Origin of the sequence: Pedobacter sp. AK013 (assembly GCF_014205835.1) — a bacterium.
Classification (GTDB): Bacteria; Bacteroidota; Bacteroidia; order Sphingobacteriales; family Sphingobacteriaceae; genus Pedobacter.
Window position 1 is genome coordinate 1 of record NZ_JACHCQ010000009.1, and the last position, 18,870, is coordinate 18,870.

General features: G+C 40.7%; 12 protein-coding genes and 1 pseudogene. 10 read left to right on the plus strand and 3 right to left on the minus strand.

All coding sequences use genetic code 11. The annotated features are described in order from the left end of the window. The 8 genes and pseudogenes from HDC90_RS25615 to HDC90_RS08050 all read left to right on the plus strand — a co-directional run. Nucleotides 1–1,631: pseudogene (locus HDC90_RS25615) on the plus strand (collagen-like protein); the annotation flags it as partial. 88 nt (nucleotides 1,632–1,719) lie between these two features. After that, the gene (locus tag HDC90_RS08020; protein WP_184465451.1) at nucleotides 1,720–3,228 is read left to right on the plus strand and encodes an Ig-like domain-containing protein; all 1,509 of its coding nucleotides are present in this window, start codon (nucleotides 1,720–1,722) and stop codon (nucleotides 3,226–3,228) included. Between the two features lie 11 nt (nucleotides 3,229–3,239). Next, entirely contained in the window at nucleotides 3,240–4,532 is a 1,293-nt protein-coding gene (locus HDC90_RS25500) for a gliding motility-associated C-terminal domain-containing protein (protein WP_255497553.1), read from the plus strand. An 88-nt stretch (nucleotides 4,533–4,620) separates the two neighbouring features. Next, nucleotides 4,621–5,586, plus strand: coding sequence for a type IX secretion system membrane protein PorP/SprF (locus HDC90_RS08030; RefSeq protein ID WP_184465452.1), 966 nt, complete (start codon nucleotides 4,621–4,623; stop codon nucleotides 5,584–5,586). A gap of 86 nt (nucleotides 5,587–5,672) precedes the next feature. Continuing rightward, the gene (locus tag HDC90_RS08035; RefSeq protein ID WP_184465453.1) at nucleotides 5,673–7,637 is read left to right on the plus strand and encodes an OmpA family protein; all 1,965 of its coding nucleotides are present in this window, start codon (nucleotides 5,673–5,675) and stop codon (nucleotides 7,635–7,637) included. Between the two features lie 519 nt (nucleotides 7,638–8,156). Continuing rightward, nucleotides 8,157–10,772 carry a phosphoenolpyruvate synthase gene (gene ppsA / locus HDC90_RS08040; RefSeq protein WP_184465454.1) on the plus strand — a complete coding sequence of 872 codons (2,616 nt, stop codon included), beginning with the start codon at nucleotides 8,157–8,159 and terminating at the stop codon, nucleotides 10,770–10,772. Nucleotides 10,773–11,039: 267 nt separating this feature from the next. Further along, nucleotides 11,040–13,172 (plus strand): S9 family peptidase, encoded by a 2,133-nt coding sequence (locus HDC90_RS08045; protein ID WP_255497554.1) that lies wholly within the window; start codon nucleotides 11,040–11,042, stop codon nucleotides 13,170–13,172. Nucleotides 13,173–13,275: 103 nt separating this feature from the next. Then, entirely contained in the window at nucleotides 13,276–13,947 is a 672-nt protein-coding gene (locus HDC90_RS08050; RefSeq protein ID WP_184465455.1) for an NAD-dependent epimerase/dehydratase family protein, read from the plus strand. 79 nt (nucleotides 13,948–14,026) lie between these two features. On the opposite strand, the gene HDC90_RS08055 is transcribed toward HDC90_RS08050, so the two are convergent. After that, complete coding sequence (locus HDC90_RS08055) at nucleotides 14,027–14,788, minus strand: M57 family metalloprotease (RefSeq protein WP_184465456.1); 762 nt, start codon at nucleotides 14,786–14,788, stop codon at nucleotides 14,027–14,029. Nucleotides 14,789–15,135: 347 nt separating this feature from the next. On the opposite strand from HDC90_RS08055, the gene HDC90_RS08060 reads away from it, so the two are divergent. Beyond that, entirely contained in the window at nucleotides 15,136–15,660 is a 525-nt protein-coding gene (locus HDC90_RS08060; RefSeq protein WP_221451817.1) for a DinB family protein, read from the plus strand. A 90-nt stretch (nucleotides 15,661–15,750) separates the two neighbouring features. Here the strand turns inward: HDC90_RS08060 and HDC90_RS08065 are convergent, their stop codons facing one another. Next, complete coding sequence (locus tag HDC90_RS08065; protein ID WP_184465457.1) at nucleotides 15,751–15,930, minus strand: hypothetical protein; 180 nt, start codon at nucleotides 15,928–15,930, stop codon at nucleotides 15,751–15,753. 214 nt (nucleotides 15,931–16,144) lie between these two features. Beyond that, nucleotides 16,145–16,846, minus strand: a complete 702-nt coding sequence (locus HDC90_RS08070) for an SAM-dependent methyltransferase (protein ID WP_029274984.1) — start codon at nucleotides 16,844–16,846, stop codon at nucleotides 16,145–16,147. 279 nt (nucleotides 16,847–17,125) lie between these two features. Between HDC90_RS08070 and HDC90_RS08075 the strand changes: the two genes are divergently transcribed. Beyond that, entirely contained in the window at nucleotides 17,126–18,772 is a 1,647-nt protein-coding gene (locus HDC90_RS08075) for a DUF6600 domain-containing protein (protein WP_184465458.1), read from the plus strand. The last annotated feature ends 98 nt before the right edge of the window (nucleotides 18,773–18,870 follow it).

Sequence of the window (18,870 nt, forward strand, 5' to 3'; positions counted from 1 at the left end):
CTGGTGCTCAAGGTTTAAAAGGTGATAAGGGAGATGTAGGTGCAACGGGTCCTGCTGGAGCAACTGGTGCTCAAGGTTTAAAAGGCGATAAGGGAGATATAGGCGCAATGGGTCCTGCTGGTGCAACTGGTGCTCAAGGTTTAAAAGGTGATAAGGGAGATGTAGGTGCAACGGGTCCTGCTGGAGCAACTGGTGCTCAAGGTTTAAAAGGCGATAAGGGAGATATAGGCGCAATGGGTCCTGCTGGAGCAACTGGTGCTCAAGGTTTAAAAGGTGATAAGGGAGATGTAGGTGCAACGGGTCCTGCTGGAGCAACTGGTGCTCAAGGTTTAAAAGGCGATAAGGGAGATATAGGCGCAATGGGTCCTGCTGGAGCAACTGGTGCTCAAGGTTTAAAAGGTGATAAGGGAGATATAGGTGCAACTGGTCCTACTGGAGCAACTGGTGCTCAAGGTTTAAAAGGCGATAAGGGAGATATAGGTGCAACGGGTCCTACGGGCGCTACAGGTGCTGCTGGTGCACAAGGCATTCAGGGTGTGAAAGGTGACAAGGGCGATGTAGGTGCAACGGGTCTTACTGGCGCTACAGGTCCTGCAGGTGCAACTGGTGCTCAAGGTTTAAAAGGTGATAAGGGAGATATAGGTGCAACTGGTCCCACTGGCGCTACAGGTGCTGCTGGTGCACAGGGCATTCAGGGTGTGAAAGGTGACAAAGGCGATGTAGGGGCAACCGGTCCTGCTGGTGCAACAGGTGCTCAAGGCTTGAAAGGTGATAAGGGAGATACGGGAGCAACGGGTCCGGTAGGTGCAACAGGTGCTCAGGGCGGTACAGGTTTAATAATTGATGGCCTTAATACAACAGTCACAGGAAATGGAACAACTGCGACACCATATAAAATCAATACACCGACTACAACTTTAAGTCAAAATACTACGACTGGCGCAATTACTTATACCAATGAGGCCACAACGGCAGTAACAGCCCAATTGAAAAGTGCTAATACGCCTAATATTTTAAAAGTGGGTACAGATGGCGGTTTATTATTGGCACCAACTGATGTTCTAACGGCTACCAGTGCAAATAACGGATTAACAGTGACTAATGGCGTAGTGCAGCTTAGCGGACCGCTAATTAAGCCAACTATTGTTATTGCAGACGTTACGAATACGCTTGCGTTGGCAGGCTTGCAAACTGGCAATAATACCTATAGCTTTAATGGATCCTCATATACTTCAACTGCGGATCGCATTGTTGTAGCTGATCCAAGTTCAGGTGTATTAAAACAGGTTAAAGCAGCAATGCCTAAGTTTTTCTATGCACCATCGGTAGTTGTTCCTACACACGATGCTAACGGAATACCATTAACCGGAACCAGAACTTTAAATATTTATACATTTTATTCGCAGCAGTTTGGATTTACTTCGGCTCCAAATCAGGCGAGAAGTAATGCAAGTTCATCATTACCGGTTCTAGCACCAGCTGATCTGGATTATTTTGTAACCTATTTTGATAATAATGTATTCAATACGGTCACGATATCTGCGGCAGGTGTGATTTCTTATACAGTTAAATCTACTGCAGTAGCAACTGAAGCTTCATTTATGAATATTGTATTCAAGGTAAAGGATTAATATTTTAATAAATAAAGAAATGAAAATTCAAGTTATTATATCTATTAATTTTTTGAAGGACATTATTTGTCCTTCAAAAAAATTAAAAATGGCGATTAGCTTAGCCTTATTTTTAATAGTAGCTAATGTTAAGCAGGTAAATGCGCAATTATTTGGCGATTTTCCATACAATCAATCATTTTTGTCAACTACCCAACCCGCTGAGGTAACTAAGCCTACAGGCGCTGGAACAAATGCCGCTACCTTTACCACTACAGGATTACAATTAACGCCTGCTCAAACTGCTCAATTTGGTGCAGTTTTTATTAATGACAAGCAATTTAATACCTCAGTAGGGATTAAAATTTCTTTTGAGTATGCTATATATGGAGGTACAGGTGCTGATGGGCTGTTACTTTTTTTATATGATGCATCTATTACGCCAGTAATTGGGGCTAAAGGTCGTGGTATGGGATATGCATATTTAAGAGCGAGAGATTTATATAGCGCAGAGCGAAAAGATGGGCTTAGCGGAGCCTATTTAGGCATTGCCTTTGATTCTTATGGAAACTTTAAAAACGCCCCTTTTCAGGGTGATGCCCGTCTCAATGGTATTTCCGGAGTAACCTGGTCAAATGCAATGAGTCACGTAACTTTAAGAGGAGCAAAAGGAAAATTTATAGATAATTATGGTAGAGAACTTGGGCGGACCGGGTATCCGGTATTAAGAACTCAGGGTACGCTTTCCCCTACTTCTGTAACCAGAGGAGGCGCAGTACTTACAACAGCCGGTGGTTATAGTTATTTAGGTGGGATAGCTGATAATTTTAATTTAAGGTCTGGAGCTTATACTACAGATCCAAATGATCCGAATTATAGAAAAGCCTTTATTGAATTGATACCAAACGCTGGTGGCGGTTTTGATGTAACAGTTAAAATACAGCATCAAAACACAGTGACTACGGTAATTGATAATTACTGGTACAGGGCTGATGCCAATATGAATTATACTGAAAATGCAAACCCCCAATCAACTGATTATAATACTTCTGATATTCAGGGAGCCAATACTTTAAATACCATAGATAGTCGGGTTCCTGCAAATTTTAGAATGGGTTTTGCCGCAACAACAGGAGGGTTAACCGATATTCATAAAATATGGAAACTAAGTGTTTCTTTGCCTTATGCGGCAGAAGCTGCTGATGATAATGCTGCAACCTGTAAAAATACTCCGGTTATTGTAGATCCTTATGCCAATGATGTTGCCTACACAGGGCCTGTAAACGGCCCACCTACCGGTTCATCGGCTAATATAGATTTTAATGCGTTTCAATTTCTTAAAGCAGATGAAACCCCGGAAACGAATCCTTTTTCTGTAACTAATGCACAAGGTACATTCATATATGCTCCTGCTACCGGAAAGGTAACTTTTACACCCAAAGCAGGTTTTGTTGGTACAGCATCTATAGCCTATAAAATAAAAGGTAAAAACAATGGATCCAATCAGCCTTACGGAGATGAAAGTTTCCGATCAGGAGTAGCAACAATTTATTTTAGTGTGAGAAAGTGCCAGGTAATAACAAATCCTATGCTGCCCTCACCAAGTAATCAAAATTAATTATCGTTCAAATGTCAAGCCATTCTATAAAAATATTAATATCAACCTTATTGATGCTTTCCGGTTTTGGTGCCATGGCCCAAACCGGGACAGGCAGTATGACTGTCGATAATTCAACGGTTAATATCGCCGCTGGTACCACAGAGCAACGCTTCTCTGAGGAGAGCTATTTCGGACCGGAGGCAAACTGGACAATTGACGGAACACTTGAAATATGGAGTAAAAAAATATGGATTGCCCCGGGCGCAGTTTTTAAGGGATTGGGAAAAATTGTGATTTATAATCCTGGGGCAAATCCATTTTATCCTGGTATGGCTTCCGGTCAGACAAAGATTGATGGAAACAACGGTAATTTCATCAACCTGATTATTGAGCACCGCAATGAGGAGAATATCCTGCTTGCCGATGTTTCCGATCCGGGTTACAAAACGGCCAACCCTACAGGCGCCTTATCGGCAGAGCTGAACATTGGCGGTACTTTGGATTTAGCGGCAGACCGTGCAGATATTATCCTAAACGGACACAACCTAGCTTTTAACAGTTCAGGTAAAATTGAGAACTACAGCAAATCGAGGATGGTTGTTACCGGCAACAGCATTAACGGTCACATGATAAAAGATTATGCAGGCAGCGATGGTTTTGTGTTTCCTGTGGGTATTGAAGAAGGAGATTATACGCCTGCTACTTTAAGCCCGGGCAGTGTAGGCAAATTGTTTGTAAGCGTTCAGGATTATGCAGGCGCAAACAAGGCGATTAAAAACCCGGCTTTGGGCATGGACCGTGTGTGGCACATTTATGGTTCCCCATCGCTTACTGCAAACATGATTTTACAGCACAACAGCAACACCAACGGAAGTTTGTTTAAAGATGCCAATGCAGCAATTGCACGTTACTTAAGCGGTGAAAAATGGGATATCTTAAAGGGGACTAACCCTGGCGTGGGTGTACATACACGCAACAATGTAGCCCTTGCCACCGATATGGCAGCAAATGGCGGTTACTTTACCAAACTTAATGTTTCGGGCGCTACCTTGTTTATCCCTAATTTATATACACCAAACGGCGATGGCACGAACGATACCTTCGAGATCCGTGGATTGGAACTATTTGAGGAGAATGATTTGATTATTGTTAACCGATGGGGCAACGAGGTTTATAAAGCCACAGGCTACCAGAACAACTGGACAGGCGAGGGCTTGAATGAAGGTACTTATTTTTATGTACTTCGGGTAAAGGAATTAGCAGGGGCAGAGTGGCAGGTGTTTAAAGGCTACATTACTTTGATCAGGGCATTTAAGAAATAGGATTAAGGATTGGATGCTGAATGGTTAAACAAACAGAACACATTTTTAACTAACGCTCATTCAGGCAAGCCCATAATTAAGATAATAAATGAAAAAGATATTCATACTAACGATACTAACGATAAGCGTACTGCTGGCTAAAGCCCAGCAGGATGCCCAGTTTAGCCAGTACATGTTTAACGGGATTTACATTAACCCGGCGTATGCAGGTTATAAGGAACAGTTAAACCTTCACGCGTTTTACCGTAACCAGTGGACGGGTATTGAAGGTTCGCCCACCACCATGTCTATCGCGGTAGATGCAATTGCAAACAATGGCAATGTTGGTTTGGCCTTACAGATTTCAAGCGATAGGATCGGTGCGCAGCGCAACCTATCGGCCTATGCAAACTACGCTTACCGGATTCCGATGAACTCGGATGGCTCCTCGAGGCTAGCCTTTGGAGTGGGTGTTGGAGCGGTACAATTGGGAATTGATGGATCAATGTTAAACCCAAACGACTTTGAAGTGAACCAGCCAGTAGGTATTCAGAGTACAATTGTACCCGATGCACGTGCCGGGGTTTACTTTTCGAACAACCGCTTTTATGCAGGTTTATCAGCGGATAACCTGGTTTCGCAGTATATCGATATTGACCGCTATGCTTTTATTGCACAACCCAAACCACACTATTATTTAACCGCGGGGATGTTGTTGCCGATTAATGAAGACCTGCAGTTGAAGCCTTCGTTTTTATTGAAGGATGACCGTGGAGGACCAACGAGTTTAGACGTTAATGCTTTCTTTATCATTGCAGATAAAGTATGGCTGGGCGGTTCTTACCGTACGGGCGTAAAGTTGTACGATAAAAGTTATCTCCAGAAAGATTTGAGCAACTTAAATTCAGGAGTTGTGGCAGCGCAGTTTTTTGCAAGCAGCAATTTACGGATTGGTTATGCTTACGATTTCTCTATCGGACCTTTGCAGGGGTATAGTGGCGGTACCCATGAGATTTCGATCGGTTATTTCTTTAATAGGAAAAGCCTGAGGATGGTTACGCCAAGATATTTTTAGATGTTAAGCTTATGCTCTGAAGGATGAGATTCGCGATGATCGGAATCAGGTTGTATGATTCCAAAATTTCAAATTTAAATTAACCAATGAGATATAAAAAACTATCACTGATCCTGTTCAGTATGTTATGCTCTTTTTCAGCAACAGCACAGTATGTATTAAATGAGGCTGATCGAGCGTTTGAGCAATATAATTACGATAAAGCAATTGATCTTTACGAGCAGGCTTATAAGAAAAAAGCAACACTACATGCTGCCGAACGGTTAGCGGCCTGTTATAACTACCAACGTAATTATAAGCAAACCGAAAGCTGGTACGCGATCGCTGCAGGAATGGAAAAAAGCCCGGCAGAAAATACTTTGGCGTATGCAAAAGCATTGCAAAGTAATTCAAAATACAGCGAAGCTAAGATTCAGTATAATAATTATGCAGATTTAAATAAAAATCTTAACCCTTCATTAAAAAGTATGTGGTTGCGTTCCTGCGATTCGGCGATGTACTGGATGAAAGAACCGAAATCCGTTGTAATCAATAATGAAAAATCATTAAACAGCCCACAATCAGATTGGGGGGCAGTGATGCAAAAAGGAATGATCGTATTCTCCTCAGACAGGGGCTTAAAAGGTAAAGACGAACAAAGCGGGAATAAGCCATTTTTAAAATTCGATGGTTCGAAAGCACCCAATAAAACCATATATGGCTGGACAGGGAATCATTACCTTAAGCTTTACACCAAAACCGGTGCAGATAGCATCGCATTATTTCCAATCGGGACAGGAACAGATTACCATGTTGGTCCTGCAAGCTTTACTCAAAATGGAGGTGAAATGTATTTCACGCTTACGAGGATTCCAGCGCAATTAGATTACACAAAAGTTAAAATCCTAAAAGGAAAGCAAGCTACGGTTAACATCGAGATTTATAGCAGCAAAAAAGATGCTTCAGGAAAATGGGGTACTCCCGTAGCTTTTAAATACAATAATGTAAATCAATATTCTGTAGGCGATCCTTTTATCAGCACAGATGAACAAAGCTTATATTTTAGTTCAAACAGGCCGGGTGGCAAAGGTGGAACTGATCTGTATGTTTGCCAGAAAACAGCTGAGGGTGATTGGGGACTGCCAATTAATTTAACAGAGATTAATACGGAGGGCAACGAAAGAAACCCATCTTTTGACGGTGATAATAATTTTTATTTCAGTAGTGATGGACGGGTAGGCATGGGTGGTCTGGATATTTTTAGTGCCAAACTAATTGGCGGAAAGATATCAGAACCTCAGAACATGGGTTACCCGGTTAATTCTCCCCAGGATGATTTTACCTTCAATTTAAGTACTGCAACAACAGGATTTTTATCCTCTAACCGTATTGATGGTTCAGGTGAAGATGATATTTACAGCTTTACCCAACAATTAATTCTGGCCTTTAAATTGACTGGAACGGTTTATAATAAAACCACTGGACAGCCGCTTGGCAATACCATTGTTACACTAAACAAAACAGGTGGTTCAACATTAAAAGTAGAAACGGATGAAAACGGTAGGTTCAGGTTTAATCTTGAGAGAGCGTCTGATTATGGACTAAAAGGGGAGAAGACCAATTATAGAAGTGATGGAGATTCGTTAACCACTATTGGTCTTACTGCATCAACAGAGATTAAAAAACACTTATATCTGGAGGCGATTGAAATCAATAAAGCGATTAAACTGGAAAATATTTATTATGACTTCGATAAATCGAATATCCGTGCAGATGCGACGATTGAATTAGATAAGCTGGTTAAAATTATGACTGACAATCCAACGATTTGGATTGAACTAGGCTCACATACCGATAGTCGTGGAAATGATGCCTACAACCTGGCATTATCACAAAGAAGGGCAGATGCTGCAGTGCAATATATTATAGATAGGGGAATAAGTAAAAACAGGATTACAGCTGTTGGTTACGGAGAAACCAGATTGTTAAATAAATGTACAAATGGGGTACAATGTACTGCTGCCGAGCATCAGTTAAACAGAAGGACGGAATTCAAAATAGTAAAACAATAGCCTGATCATATTTGCTGCTATAAGCTATATTTTGCGTTCATAATATGAATGGACTAGGTATGGAAATTCAGCGATTTGCAGGTGATGGTGAATTCCGATGAATGAAGATCATCATCATAGATGATCACAAAATTTAATGCTCATGAAAAGCTGCCCACTTTCCTTCCGGGAAACCGCTGTGGTTACGGATTTAAGTGGAGGGTAGCTTACCATGGCTCCCTATTTCGGCAAACCTGCAGATCTCATATTAGTAACGGCGTTCCTTACCGGGAAAATTCAGGAACATAAAGAAATCTGTTCAATTATTGCCGCTTTGTTGTAAGGATAACGCCAATACTTCTCCCATTATTGCGCCTGGAAAAATATAGTCGAAAAACGTTGTTTTCGTGTGTTATACCTTATACTTTTGACTTTTCGTCTCTGTTAAAAATGCAGTTAAAGCATTGATAAACAAAGTTTAAAGATGTTTTAGTGTAGGGTGAAGAGACAAAATTTCTCCCAGATAAAAAAGGAAATGATATGAGCACATACGTAACTGGTTTTCATGAAATCGACAGGTCTGATATTTTAGAAGTTGGGGGCAAAGGTGCCAATCTTGGCGAGCTATCCAAAATTGACGGGATGCAAGTGCCACGGGGCTTTTGCATAAGCACCGAAGCCTATAAAGAAATAACAGGAAGCAATAAGGCACTTAATAATTTATTGGATGGGTTGAGCCAGCTCAAAACAGGAGATCTGCAGGCGGTTAGTAAAACCAGCGCCAAAATTAGGGCACTTATTGAAAACATATCCATTCCGGAAGATACTGTCGAAGAGATCGGAAAGTATCTTGCTGATTTTGACAAATATGAAGCTTTTGCTGTGCGATCTAGTGCTACCGCCGAAGACCTTCCAACAGCATCTTTTGCGGGGCAGCAGGATACCTATCTGAACATTATCGGAAAAACAGCCATCTTAAAACATATCAGCAAGTGCTGGGCATCATTGTTTACCGATAGGGCGGTAATTTATCGCCTCCAGAACGGTTTTGACCATCGGAAAGTGCAATTATCTGTCATTGTTCAGAAAATGATTTTTCCGCAGGCAGCAGGCATCTTATTTACAGCAGATCCGGTTTCAGGAAATCGGAAAATCTTATCCATCGATGCCAGTTTTGGACTTGGTGAAGCATTGGTTTCGGGTCTGGTAAATGCCGATAATTATCAGGTCTGCAATGGCCGGATTATCAATAAAAAAATAACAACCAAGAAACTTGCTATTTATGCCTTGAAAAATGGGGGAACAAGAGCTGTGGAGCTTTCGGTAGAAGCACAAAATAGGCAGGTGCTTACAGGTGAACAGATTTTAGAGCTTGAGCAATTGGGCAGGAAGATCGAAACACATTTTGGCCAACCTCAAGATATTGAATGGTGTTTGCTTGATGATATCTTTTATATGGTGCAGAGTAGGCCAATTACCACTTTATACCCCATTCCAGAAACAAAAGATGTTGAAAATCATGTGTATATATCGGTTGGCCATCAACAAATGATGACTGATGCCATGAAGCCACTAGGACTATCATTATGGCAATTAAGAGCTGCCAGACCAATGTTTAGTGCCGGGGCGAGGTTGTTTGTTGATGTAACGGATAGTTTGATTACGCCTACTGGCAGGGTAAATTTATTAGATGCAATGGGGCAACACGATCCGCTCATTAAGGATGCATTGATCACCATTACAGAACGGGGTGATTTTCTAAAATCGTTACCTGATGATGGAAACGAACCAGTGCTGGTTAAAAGCACTAGAGGGATGTCGGCTGAAGCCATTTTAGCGCAAATAGGAAGCGATCCGGCAATTGTTGCTGATCTGATTAAACAGAATGAGGCATCGGTAGCAACACTTAGGCAAAATATCCAAATAAAATCGGGACCGGATTTATTTGATTTTATTCTTGAAGACATCGCGCAATCAAAGAAGATGATATTTGATTCGAAACATATGGGGGTGATCATCGCCGCGATGAATGCTTCAGTGTGGATCAATGAAAAGATGGACGAATGGCTAGGTGAAAAGAATCCGGCAGACACACTATCTCAGTCGGCGCCTAACAATATCACATCAGAAATGGGCCTGGCACTATTGGATGTTGCAGATGTGATCCGTCCTTATCCTGAGGTAATTAATTATTTACAAGACGCAAGGGATGATAATTTTTTAGATGAGCTGACTCAATTTGATGGAGGCAAGGAAACCCAGGACGCTATCTATGCTTATCTCGAAAAATATGGAATGCGGTGTGCCGGAGAAATTGATATTACCAACACACGTTGGAGCGAAAAACCACTAACACTCATTCCCCTGGTTCTTAGCAACATCAAGAATTTTGAGCCTAATGCGGGCAAACGAAAATTTGAGCAGGGGCAACAGGAAGCTTTTAAAAAGGAAAACGAATTATTGGCTAAACTGACGCTATTGCCAGAGGGCGAACAAAAAGTAAAGGAAACAAAACAAATGATTAACCTGCTCCGGAACTTTGCAGGTTATCGCGAATACCCAAAATATGGAATTGTTAACCGCTTCTTCATTTATAAGCAAGCCCTACTGAAAGAAGCCGAACAACTCTTAAAAGCCGAAGTGATCAATGAGCGGGAAGATATTTATTATCTCACTTTTAAGGAATTACATGAAGTTGTAAGCACCAATAAATTAGATATTCAGCTTGTAAACAAACGAAAAGAAGCATTTAAACAGGACGAAAAATTAATTCCGCCAAGGGTAATTACATCCGATGGAGAAATTATCAGGGGTAAATATAAACGCGAAAATCTTCCGGCCGACGCTATTGTAGGCTTAGCGGTTTCTTCTGGCGTAATTGAAGGGAGGGCCCGCGTAATCCTAAATATGGAAGATGCCAGCCTGGAAGATGGAGATATACTCGTTACCCCCTTTACAGACCCCAGTTGGACACCTTTGTTCGTTTCAATAAAAGGTCTGATTACCGAAGTTGGCGGATTAATGACGCATGGCGCTGTAATCGCAAGAGAATATGGCCTACCAGCTGTTGTGGGTGTAGAAAATGCCACCAAGCTGATCAAAGATGGGCAGCGTATCAGGTTGAACGGAACGGATGGATACGTAAAGATTTTATAATTAAGCCTGGAGTCTTTAGTCCGGAGTTATGAGCCAATTAATTTGTGATTTATCATTCTGAGCGCGGTGAAGGATCTTTAAAAAGATAGATGTTGATGTTAGTACGGGGCGTGGGTTACGCACAAAGAAAAATCTAACTTTGTGGTATTTGCTTTTTTTCTTTATGCTCTTTGCAGTTAAACAGATCATACACCTCAAAATTTTGTATCACGATTAATACCAATCGTTTGTGAAAACAGTCTTATTTTTATCGCAAGATTAACTAACATGATGAATAAATATTGGCTTACTGTAACGGCTTGTACTTTGGCCATTACAGCAAATGCTCAGCAGAAAGCTTTAACCGTTAAAGATTACGAAAGAGCAGAAAGTTTTATGGGCTATAACACCGCAAAGTATATAGACCACGCCAGTGTGCAGCCTAACTGGCTGGACGGCGATAAATTCTGGTACACCACTAAAATGAATGATACCGAACAGACTTTTTTGGTAGATCCGGTAAAGAAAACCAAGACTTTAACCACCGATTATAAAGGCGGTGCAATACCATCACGCCGGGGAGCTAACCGTAATGAAGTTTTATCTCCTGATGGGAAAAAAGCCATTTTAATTAAAGATTATAACCTCTTTGTTAAGGATGTAGCCACCGGGAAATTAACACAATTAACCACGGACGGTATTAAAGATTACGGTTATGCTACCGATAATGCCGGATGGAAACATAGCGATGCACCAATTTTGCGCTGGTCGCCCGATTCGAAAAAGATCACCACTTTTCAACAAGACCAACGGAATTCGAAAGATATGTACCTCGTAACCACCAATGTGGGGGCGCCTGTGTTAAAAGCCTGGAAATATCCTTTGCCTGGCGATAAACAGATTGCAACGATTAGAAGAGTTGTGATTGATGTAGAAAACGCAAAAATGGTTTCATTAAATATTCCCGCAGATCAACACCGTGCTACCTTAAGTGATGATATTTCGAGTAGTGGTACTTTTGATGATATCGATTGGAAAGCCGATGGCACAGAAGTGGCATTCCTGTCTACCTCCCGCGATCATAAAAATGAAAAATTCCGTATTGCCAATACCACAACGGGTGCCGTTCGCGAAGTTTTCGAAGAAACCGTAAAAACACAGTACGAATCTGGTCATGGCGCTATCAACTGGCGTTACCTTCCAGCGTCTAAAGAGATTATCTGGTATTCGGAAAGAGATAACTGGGGTCATCTTTATTTATATGATTCAAGTAACGGCAAATTAAAAAACCAGATTACCAAAGGCGATTTCGTAGTTACCCGTTTAATTAAAGTAGACGAAAAAACTCGCACGCTTTACTTCATGGCCAATGGTCGCGAAAAAGGAAACCCTTATTTCAGTCATTTGTACAAAATCGGCTTCGATGGGAAAAATCTGGCATTGCTAACCCCGGAAGAAGGCAATCATCAGGTGGTATTTTCTCCATCTTTCGAATATTTTGTAGATACTTATTCACAACCTGATGTACCTGCCATTACCGTTTTAAGAAGTATCAACGGTAAACTGATCAATACCTTAGAGAAAACAGATGTATCGAGGTTAGCCGCCACAGGTTGGAAAGCACCTATTCCGGTTACTGTTAAGGCCAAGGATGGTAAAACCGATATCTATGGACTGATTTTTACACCAACCAAAATGGACCCAGGGCAGAAATATCCGGTTATCGATTATATTTATCCGGGGCCTCAGGGTGGTAGTGTAGGCAGCTGGTCTTTTGCTGCTTCGAGAGGCGATAATCAGGCCTTGGCCGAGCTGGGCTTTATTGTAGTGGTAATAGAAGGAACCAGCAATCCAGACCGCTCTAAAAGTTTTCATGATATGAGTTATGGCAATATGGCCGAGAATACCTTGCCTGACCAGATTGCAGCTATCAGACAGCTTTCTGCCAATTATCCTATTGATACAACTAAAGTAGGAATCTGGGGGCACTCGGGCGGTGGTTTTGCCACTGCTGCTGCCATGTTCCGCTATCCGGATTTCTTTAAAGTGGGGATTTCAGAATCGGGTAATCACGATAACAGAAACTATGAGGATGATTGGGGCGAGCGTTACAATGGTTTGGTAGAAAATTCTGATTATGAAGCACAGGCCAACCAAAACTATGCTAAAAACTTAAAAGGAAAACTGATGTTGGTACATGGCATGATGGATGACAATGTGCCACCTTACAACACGCTATTAGTTGTGGAAGCATTAGAAAAAGCAAACAAATCTTTCGATCTGGTTATTTTCCCAAATAGTGCGCATGGTTATGGCGATTACTCGCCTTATATGACACGCCGCCGTTGGGATTACTTTGTACAACATCTTTTAGGTGCAGAACCACCTAAAGATTATCAAATGAAAGCCAATATAAAATAACTTTATCAGAGCAACCTAATCAGTTGCTCTTTTTTATTATATTACCTTCGTGGCGAAACAAAGCGCTTTCTTTTAAGTTTTTGTTAATTAAGCAAATCATATCATGGGAAAAACCAGAACTCAGAATAATGTTATCATCACAGGTGCTACAGGAATGGTTGGCGAAGGTGTATTGATGCAATGCTTAAACAGTCCTGAAATTGATCATATTTTAGTAATCAATCGTAAGCCTTGTGGTTATACCCATTCAAAACTAAAAGAGATAATCCATTCTGATTTCTTTGATTTTTCGCAGATTGAAAATCAGCTTTCGGGTTACAATGCCTGTTTCTTTTGTTTGGGAATTACCTCAGTAGGTGTTGATGGCGATACTTATTATAAAATGACTCATACCCTAACCATGCATGTTGCCGAAACGTTAAGCAAGCTGAACGCTGATATGACTTTCTGTTATGTTTCTGGAGGTGGAACCAATGCGAATGGGCGTTTAAAATGGGCCCAGGTAAAGGGGGAAACTGAAAACGATTTGATGAAATTACCTTTCGCTCAGGTGTTTAATTTTCGACCGGGTTTTATTAAACCTTTGCCAGGACAAAAATACGCTCATAAATTTTATGCTTATATCAATTGGCTGTTTCCTATTGGAAGGGCCATTTACCCAAGTGGTTTCTGTACCATGGCCGAGCTGGCACAGGCAATGATCAATACCTTGAGCCATCATGGTGAAAGACGGATTTTGGAGGGCAAAGACATCATTGCTTTAGCTAAAGAATAAGCCCAGGTACCGCTTGGGTACCCGAGCTCATCTTCAGCAGGTTTAAGGATTTAGTTTAGGTTAATTGATTATTTTGGGTTTAATATAAAACTGCGGTTGCGTCTTTATCTTTTTGAGATAATACTGTTGCACCTGAGCCACATTGGCCACCATTCATAAGTGATAGCGCATCTGTTCCAGTAACACCAGGAACATTTGTTGCAGTTGATTCGCCTTGCGCTGCCCAGTTGGTATGCCTGAAAGAAATACAGTGACCAAACTCATGGCATATTGTTCTCGCCCTTTGAGCAAACGAATTACCCGCAATGTAACTTTTATTAATTTTGATTAAAGCACCTGCGCTTCCTCCCGATGGGAACTGCCCCTGGCCACAAACACCCGAACCTAAATTTTCATCTTTGATCAGTATATCATAAGGTGCTGAGGTTACAATATTAAGACGTAGTGTAGAACCGGGCACACCATTCCATTGTGCAATGGCATTATTAATTTCGCTGCTCATTGAAGTCATAGATGGATCTACAAAAACTCTGATATTTAGCTTATTAGTGCTGTTTACTATACTTCCGGTATAATACTGCTCTGTTTTCGGTCCAGCACCATTAGTCGTAATTTCCATGTTTTTAGGAAATATAATATCTTCTTCAACGATATATTCATTTCCATTATCTACAATACTCGACTCGGGGAATCCTAGATTTTTAATGTGCTGTAAAACCTTATCGGCATTTTTTACAGTTTCTTGTGGTTCTGGTGTTGATGTTTCCTGGTTTTTTTTACATGCAGCAATTGCAACTGCAACCATCGCTACAATTGCGATTTTTTTTAGGTTTTTTTTCATTGGTAAAGCGGTTAGTTAATCCTTAAGAGCTGATGAAACAAATGTAACAGAACGTGTTACATGAATTTTAAGCAAACCACGAATTTTACACGAAAACTTAACTGGCGCTCGGCGTGGCTGTTTAAAGCTATTGTTGTATTTAAAAATTTACACAAACAATCTGTTTTTACAGGTAATATTTTAGATATGTAGAAATTGTTATGTGTTTTTTTGCTGCGATAAATGAATTTTAAATCATAGCAATATCAAATATTAAACCTGATAAAAAATATTTTTTATTCTGATTTTACACTGCCATAGGGTTGTCAGTGGTCTGTGTTTTCTTTGTATAACTAAAACAAAAAAACATGATACAGGAACAATTATTCGCAGAAACAATGGAAGAAACTTCCCTTGTGTATTTAATGAAAAATTATGCAAACTATAATTTCTGGGCAAACTTAACCTTGGTAAATTGGTTAAAAAATTATCCAGAAGAGTTATTGGAGCAAGAAGTATTATCGAGTTTTAAAAGTGTAAAGTTAACGCTCGCCCATATTTTACAGACGCAAGAATATTGGTATTCAATTCTTACTAAAACCGAATTCGAATTTCGGGAATATGGAAGTTTGAATGATACTTTTGATGCACTGTTGAAACAGTCAGAAAATTTAGCCGTTTATATTACCGCAATCAGCGAAGATAGGTTTAACCAGAAAACGGAAATTCAAAGCCCTTGGTTTACTTCAGATTTTCAGAATTTTGAATATGTATTACACGTTTTCAACCATAGTACCTACCACCGTGGTCAAATTATTACCATTTGCCATAATTTAGGGATAACAGGCGCTCCAATGACGGATTATAACTTCTATAATGTAATGGCGAAATAAAGCTGCTATTCGTTAGTAACGGCTTGTCAGAAAATCTCATTCAACGTGAATCTTCAGACAAGCCCTTTTTTAATATTAAGTTACCTTCAATTATTTTTTATTATCGTATTTTCTTTGGTTGTCTTTATTGGACGTTTGATCTGACCGTTGTCCGCCACCATTGGTTATTCCCTGGATTTTTTTATCTGTTTTAACATCGTGGTTAGCCCGATCGGCTATTGAACTGCCCTGAACTGTTGGATTGTTTTTTGGTGTGTTCGTATTTTTCATAACTCAAAGATTTGGTAAATAAATAGCAGAGCGCTATAACAACAACCAATGTGGGATTGGATATGTTTTGATTTTTTTTGAGTTAGGTTTAACCAGTTAAGCAATATGTAATTTACAGTTGCCAATAAGCCAATTAGTTAGGGTTTAAACGCATGGCATTAGTTAACTATTTAAAATTACCAATGAACAACTGAACCAATGACTATTGAGCCGCCTAGTACAACAAAAATATAGTTGGCTGCTTATGCAGGTCTATTTCCTCCTTGCGCCAATTGTAAACACTTTGGGTTTTAATAAATTCATCCTCTGCGGTGAGGTTGCTGGCTACGCAAACCTGTGTATTGGGCTTGCAGCTTTTTAGTACTTCTTCAAAAAGCTGGTTGTTGCGAAAAGGTGTTTCGATGAATATCTGTGTTTGTTTGTAACGGCTTGCCGATAAATCTAAATCTTTAATCCGTTTGGTACGTTGCTCTTTATCAATCGGTAAATAACCCCAAAAAGCGAAACTCTGTCCGTTAAAACCTGAGGCCATTAGGGCCAGTAAAATTGAGCTTGGTCCTACCAGTGGCACTACTTTAATACCGCGTTTATGTGCTTCGGCAACAATATCTGCCCCAGGATCTGCAATGCCAGGGCAACCAGCTTCGCTCATTAAACCTACGTCTTTTCCGGCCGCAAGCTCAACAAAAAACTGACCTAAATCTGTCCGGTTATGTTTACCATAATCGTGCACAATTAAATCTTTCTGTGGTGTTTTTAAACCTGCCTCTTTTAAAAAGCGACGGGCTGTTTTACTATTTTCTACAATGTAAGTATCAATCTGGTTAATGGTATCAACCAAATAAGGGGTAAAAGTTTTGTGTGCTACCTCTTCAGCCAATGGTACGGGAATAAGGTATAAAGTGCCTTTTTGCATGCTACAAAAATACTCACAATAAATAGAATTTAAGTTCTAAAGTTGATAGAACTGGCAATATAATCTCTTTTGTAAGCAAAGGTGTAGCAAATTTTATTTCTGACTGACTTATTTTCTGCACAATTAAACTTGGCTTAAAACGTTAAATATTAGTTAAATATGCCTTGTATGGCAATATTTGAGGGAAAATGCGAAAACTATGCTTGCATATTAAACCCTCGATAATTTTGGTTCTCTAATTGATACATACAGATTAGGTTATTAAAATAAAACACACAAATGAAAACACTGAAATCTACGGCACTTGTGCTGGGGCTATTTGGGCTCCTTGCCGGAACCACAACCCTTGTCAGGGCACAAGACTACCAAAATGATTACCAGGATGATGGTTACAGCACTGGCAATATTTCTTTACAGACTTTTTACGATGAACTTTCGCCTTATGGCACCTGGATACAAGACCCACAATATGGATATGTTTGGCGCCCTGATGTAGATCAAAGCGAATTTCGGCCATATTATACAAATGGACGTTGGGCAATGACCGAATATGGTAATACCTGGGTTTCCAATTACGATTGGGGCTGGGCACCTTTCCACTACGGCCGTTGGGTAATTAACAGTTACAGGCAATGGATCTGGTTGCCAGATACCAATTGGGGACCAGCATGGGTAGATTGGAGAAGCGGTGATGGTTACTACGGATGGGCACCAATGGCGCCAAGCATTAGTATCAACTTAAGTTTTGGCCGCCGTTATGTGGTACCAGAATTTTGCTGGAACTTTATTCCACAGCGTAATATTTATATCAATACCTTCCCAAGGTACGATTACGGTCGTAACAATGTATATATCCGAAACACCACCATTATCAATAATACTTATGTTTATAACAGAAGAACATATTATGGTGGTCCAAGGGTTGAAGATATCAGACGTGCAACCAATAGAGATGTAACTGTTTATCGTTATGCCCAAAGTTCAAGACCTGGCGCAAGCAGGGTTGGTGGTAGAGAGGTTTCTATCTACAGACCAAGGCCTGAACGTAATTCAGTAGATAACCGTAATGCGGCACCAAGAAGATTTGAACAAGGTAATGCGGGTATTAGCAGAGGAGGAAGGAATGAAGGTTATACCAATCGCGATCAAAGAGACGGTAATAATAACGATAACCGTTTTGGATCGAGAAGAGATAACCGTACTGTGCAACCTGATAGGAATAACGGTACCATAAGCAGAGATAATAATCAGCCTAGTAACAGGGGCGAAGTTTATAACAGAGATGCTAATGGGCGTGCTAGCCGTGGCAATGCCAATGGAGTTGACGGAAGAAACGGACAAGAAAACGTAAACCGTGGTCAAGATCAGCAACGTTTTGAGCAGATGAGGCAGCAACGTATGCAACAAGACCGTATGAGCCAAGATCAGCAACGTGCACAGCGCGATATTCAGACGCAACAACGTGGCCAGATAGATCAGCAACAACGTGCAGCTCAAATGGAGGAGCAGAGAGCACAGCGTAACGAGCAATTGCAACAACAACGCACACAACGTGATGCTCAGGTACAGCAACAACGTAATGAGCAGATGCAACAGCAGCGTGCACAACAGGCTCAGGCTCAACAACAAGAAAGGGCTCAACGTGATGCACAGATGCAACAACAACGTAATGAGCAAATGCAGCAGCAACGTGCACAACAGGCTCAAGCTCAGCAACAAGAAAGGGCACAGCGTGATGCGCAGATGCAGCAACAACGTGCACAACAAGCCCAGCAACAACAGCAAGAAAGAGCACAACGTGATGCTCAAGCTCAACAACAAAGGGCTCAGGAACAACAACAGAGACAAGAACAAAGAAGATCGGAAGCGCCACAACAAAGAGGAGGTGGTGAAAGTGGAAGACCATCAAGAGGTGGTAGAGGATAAATTGAAAAGTCCCGATGAAAATCGGGACTTTTTTATTGTTAAAGCTTATTCTTAATCCAGATGGATTTTAAGAAGATCGCTATATTATTCGTTAATAT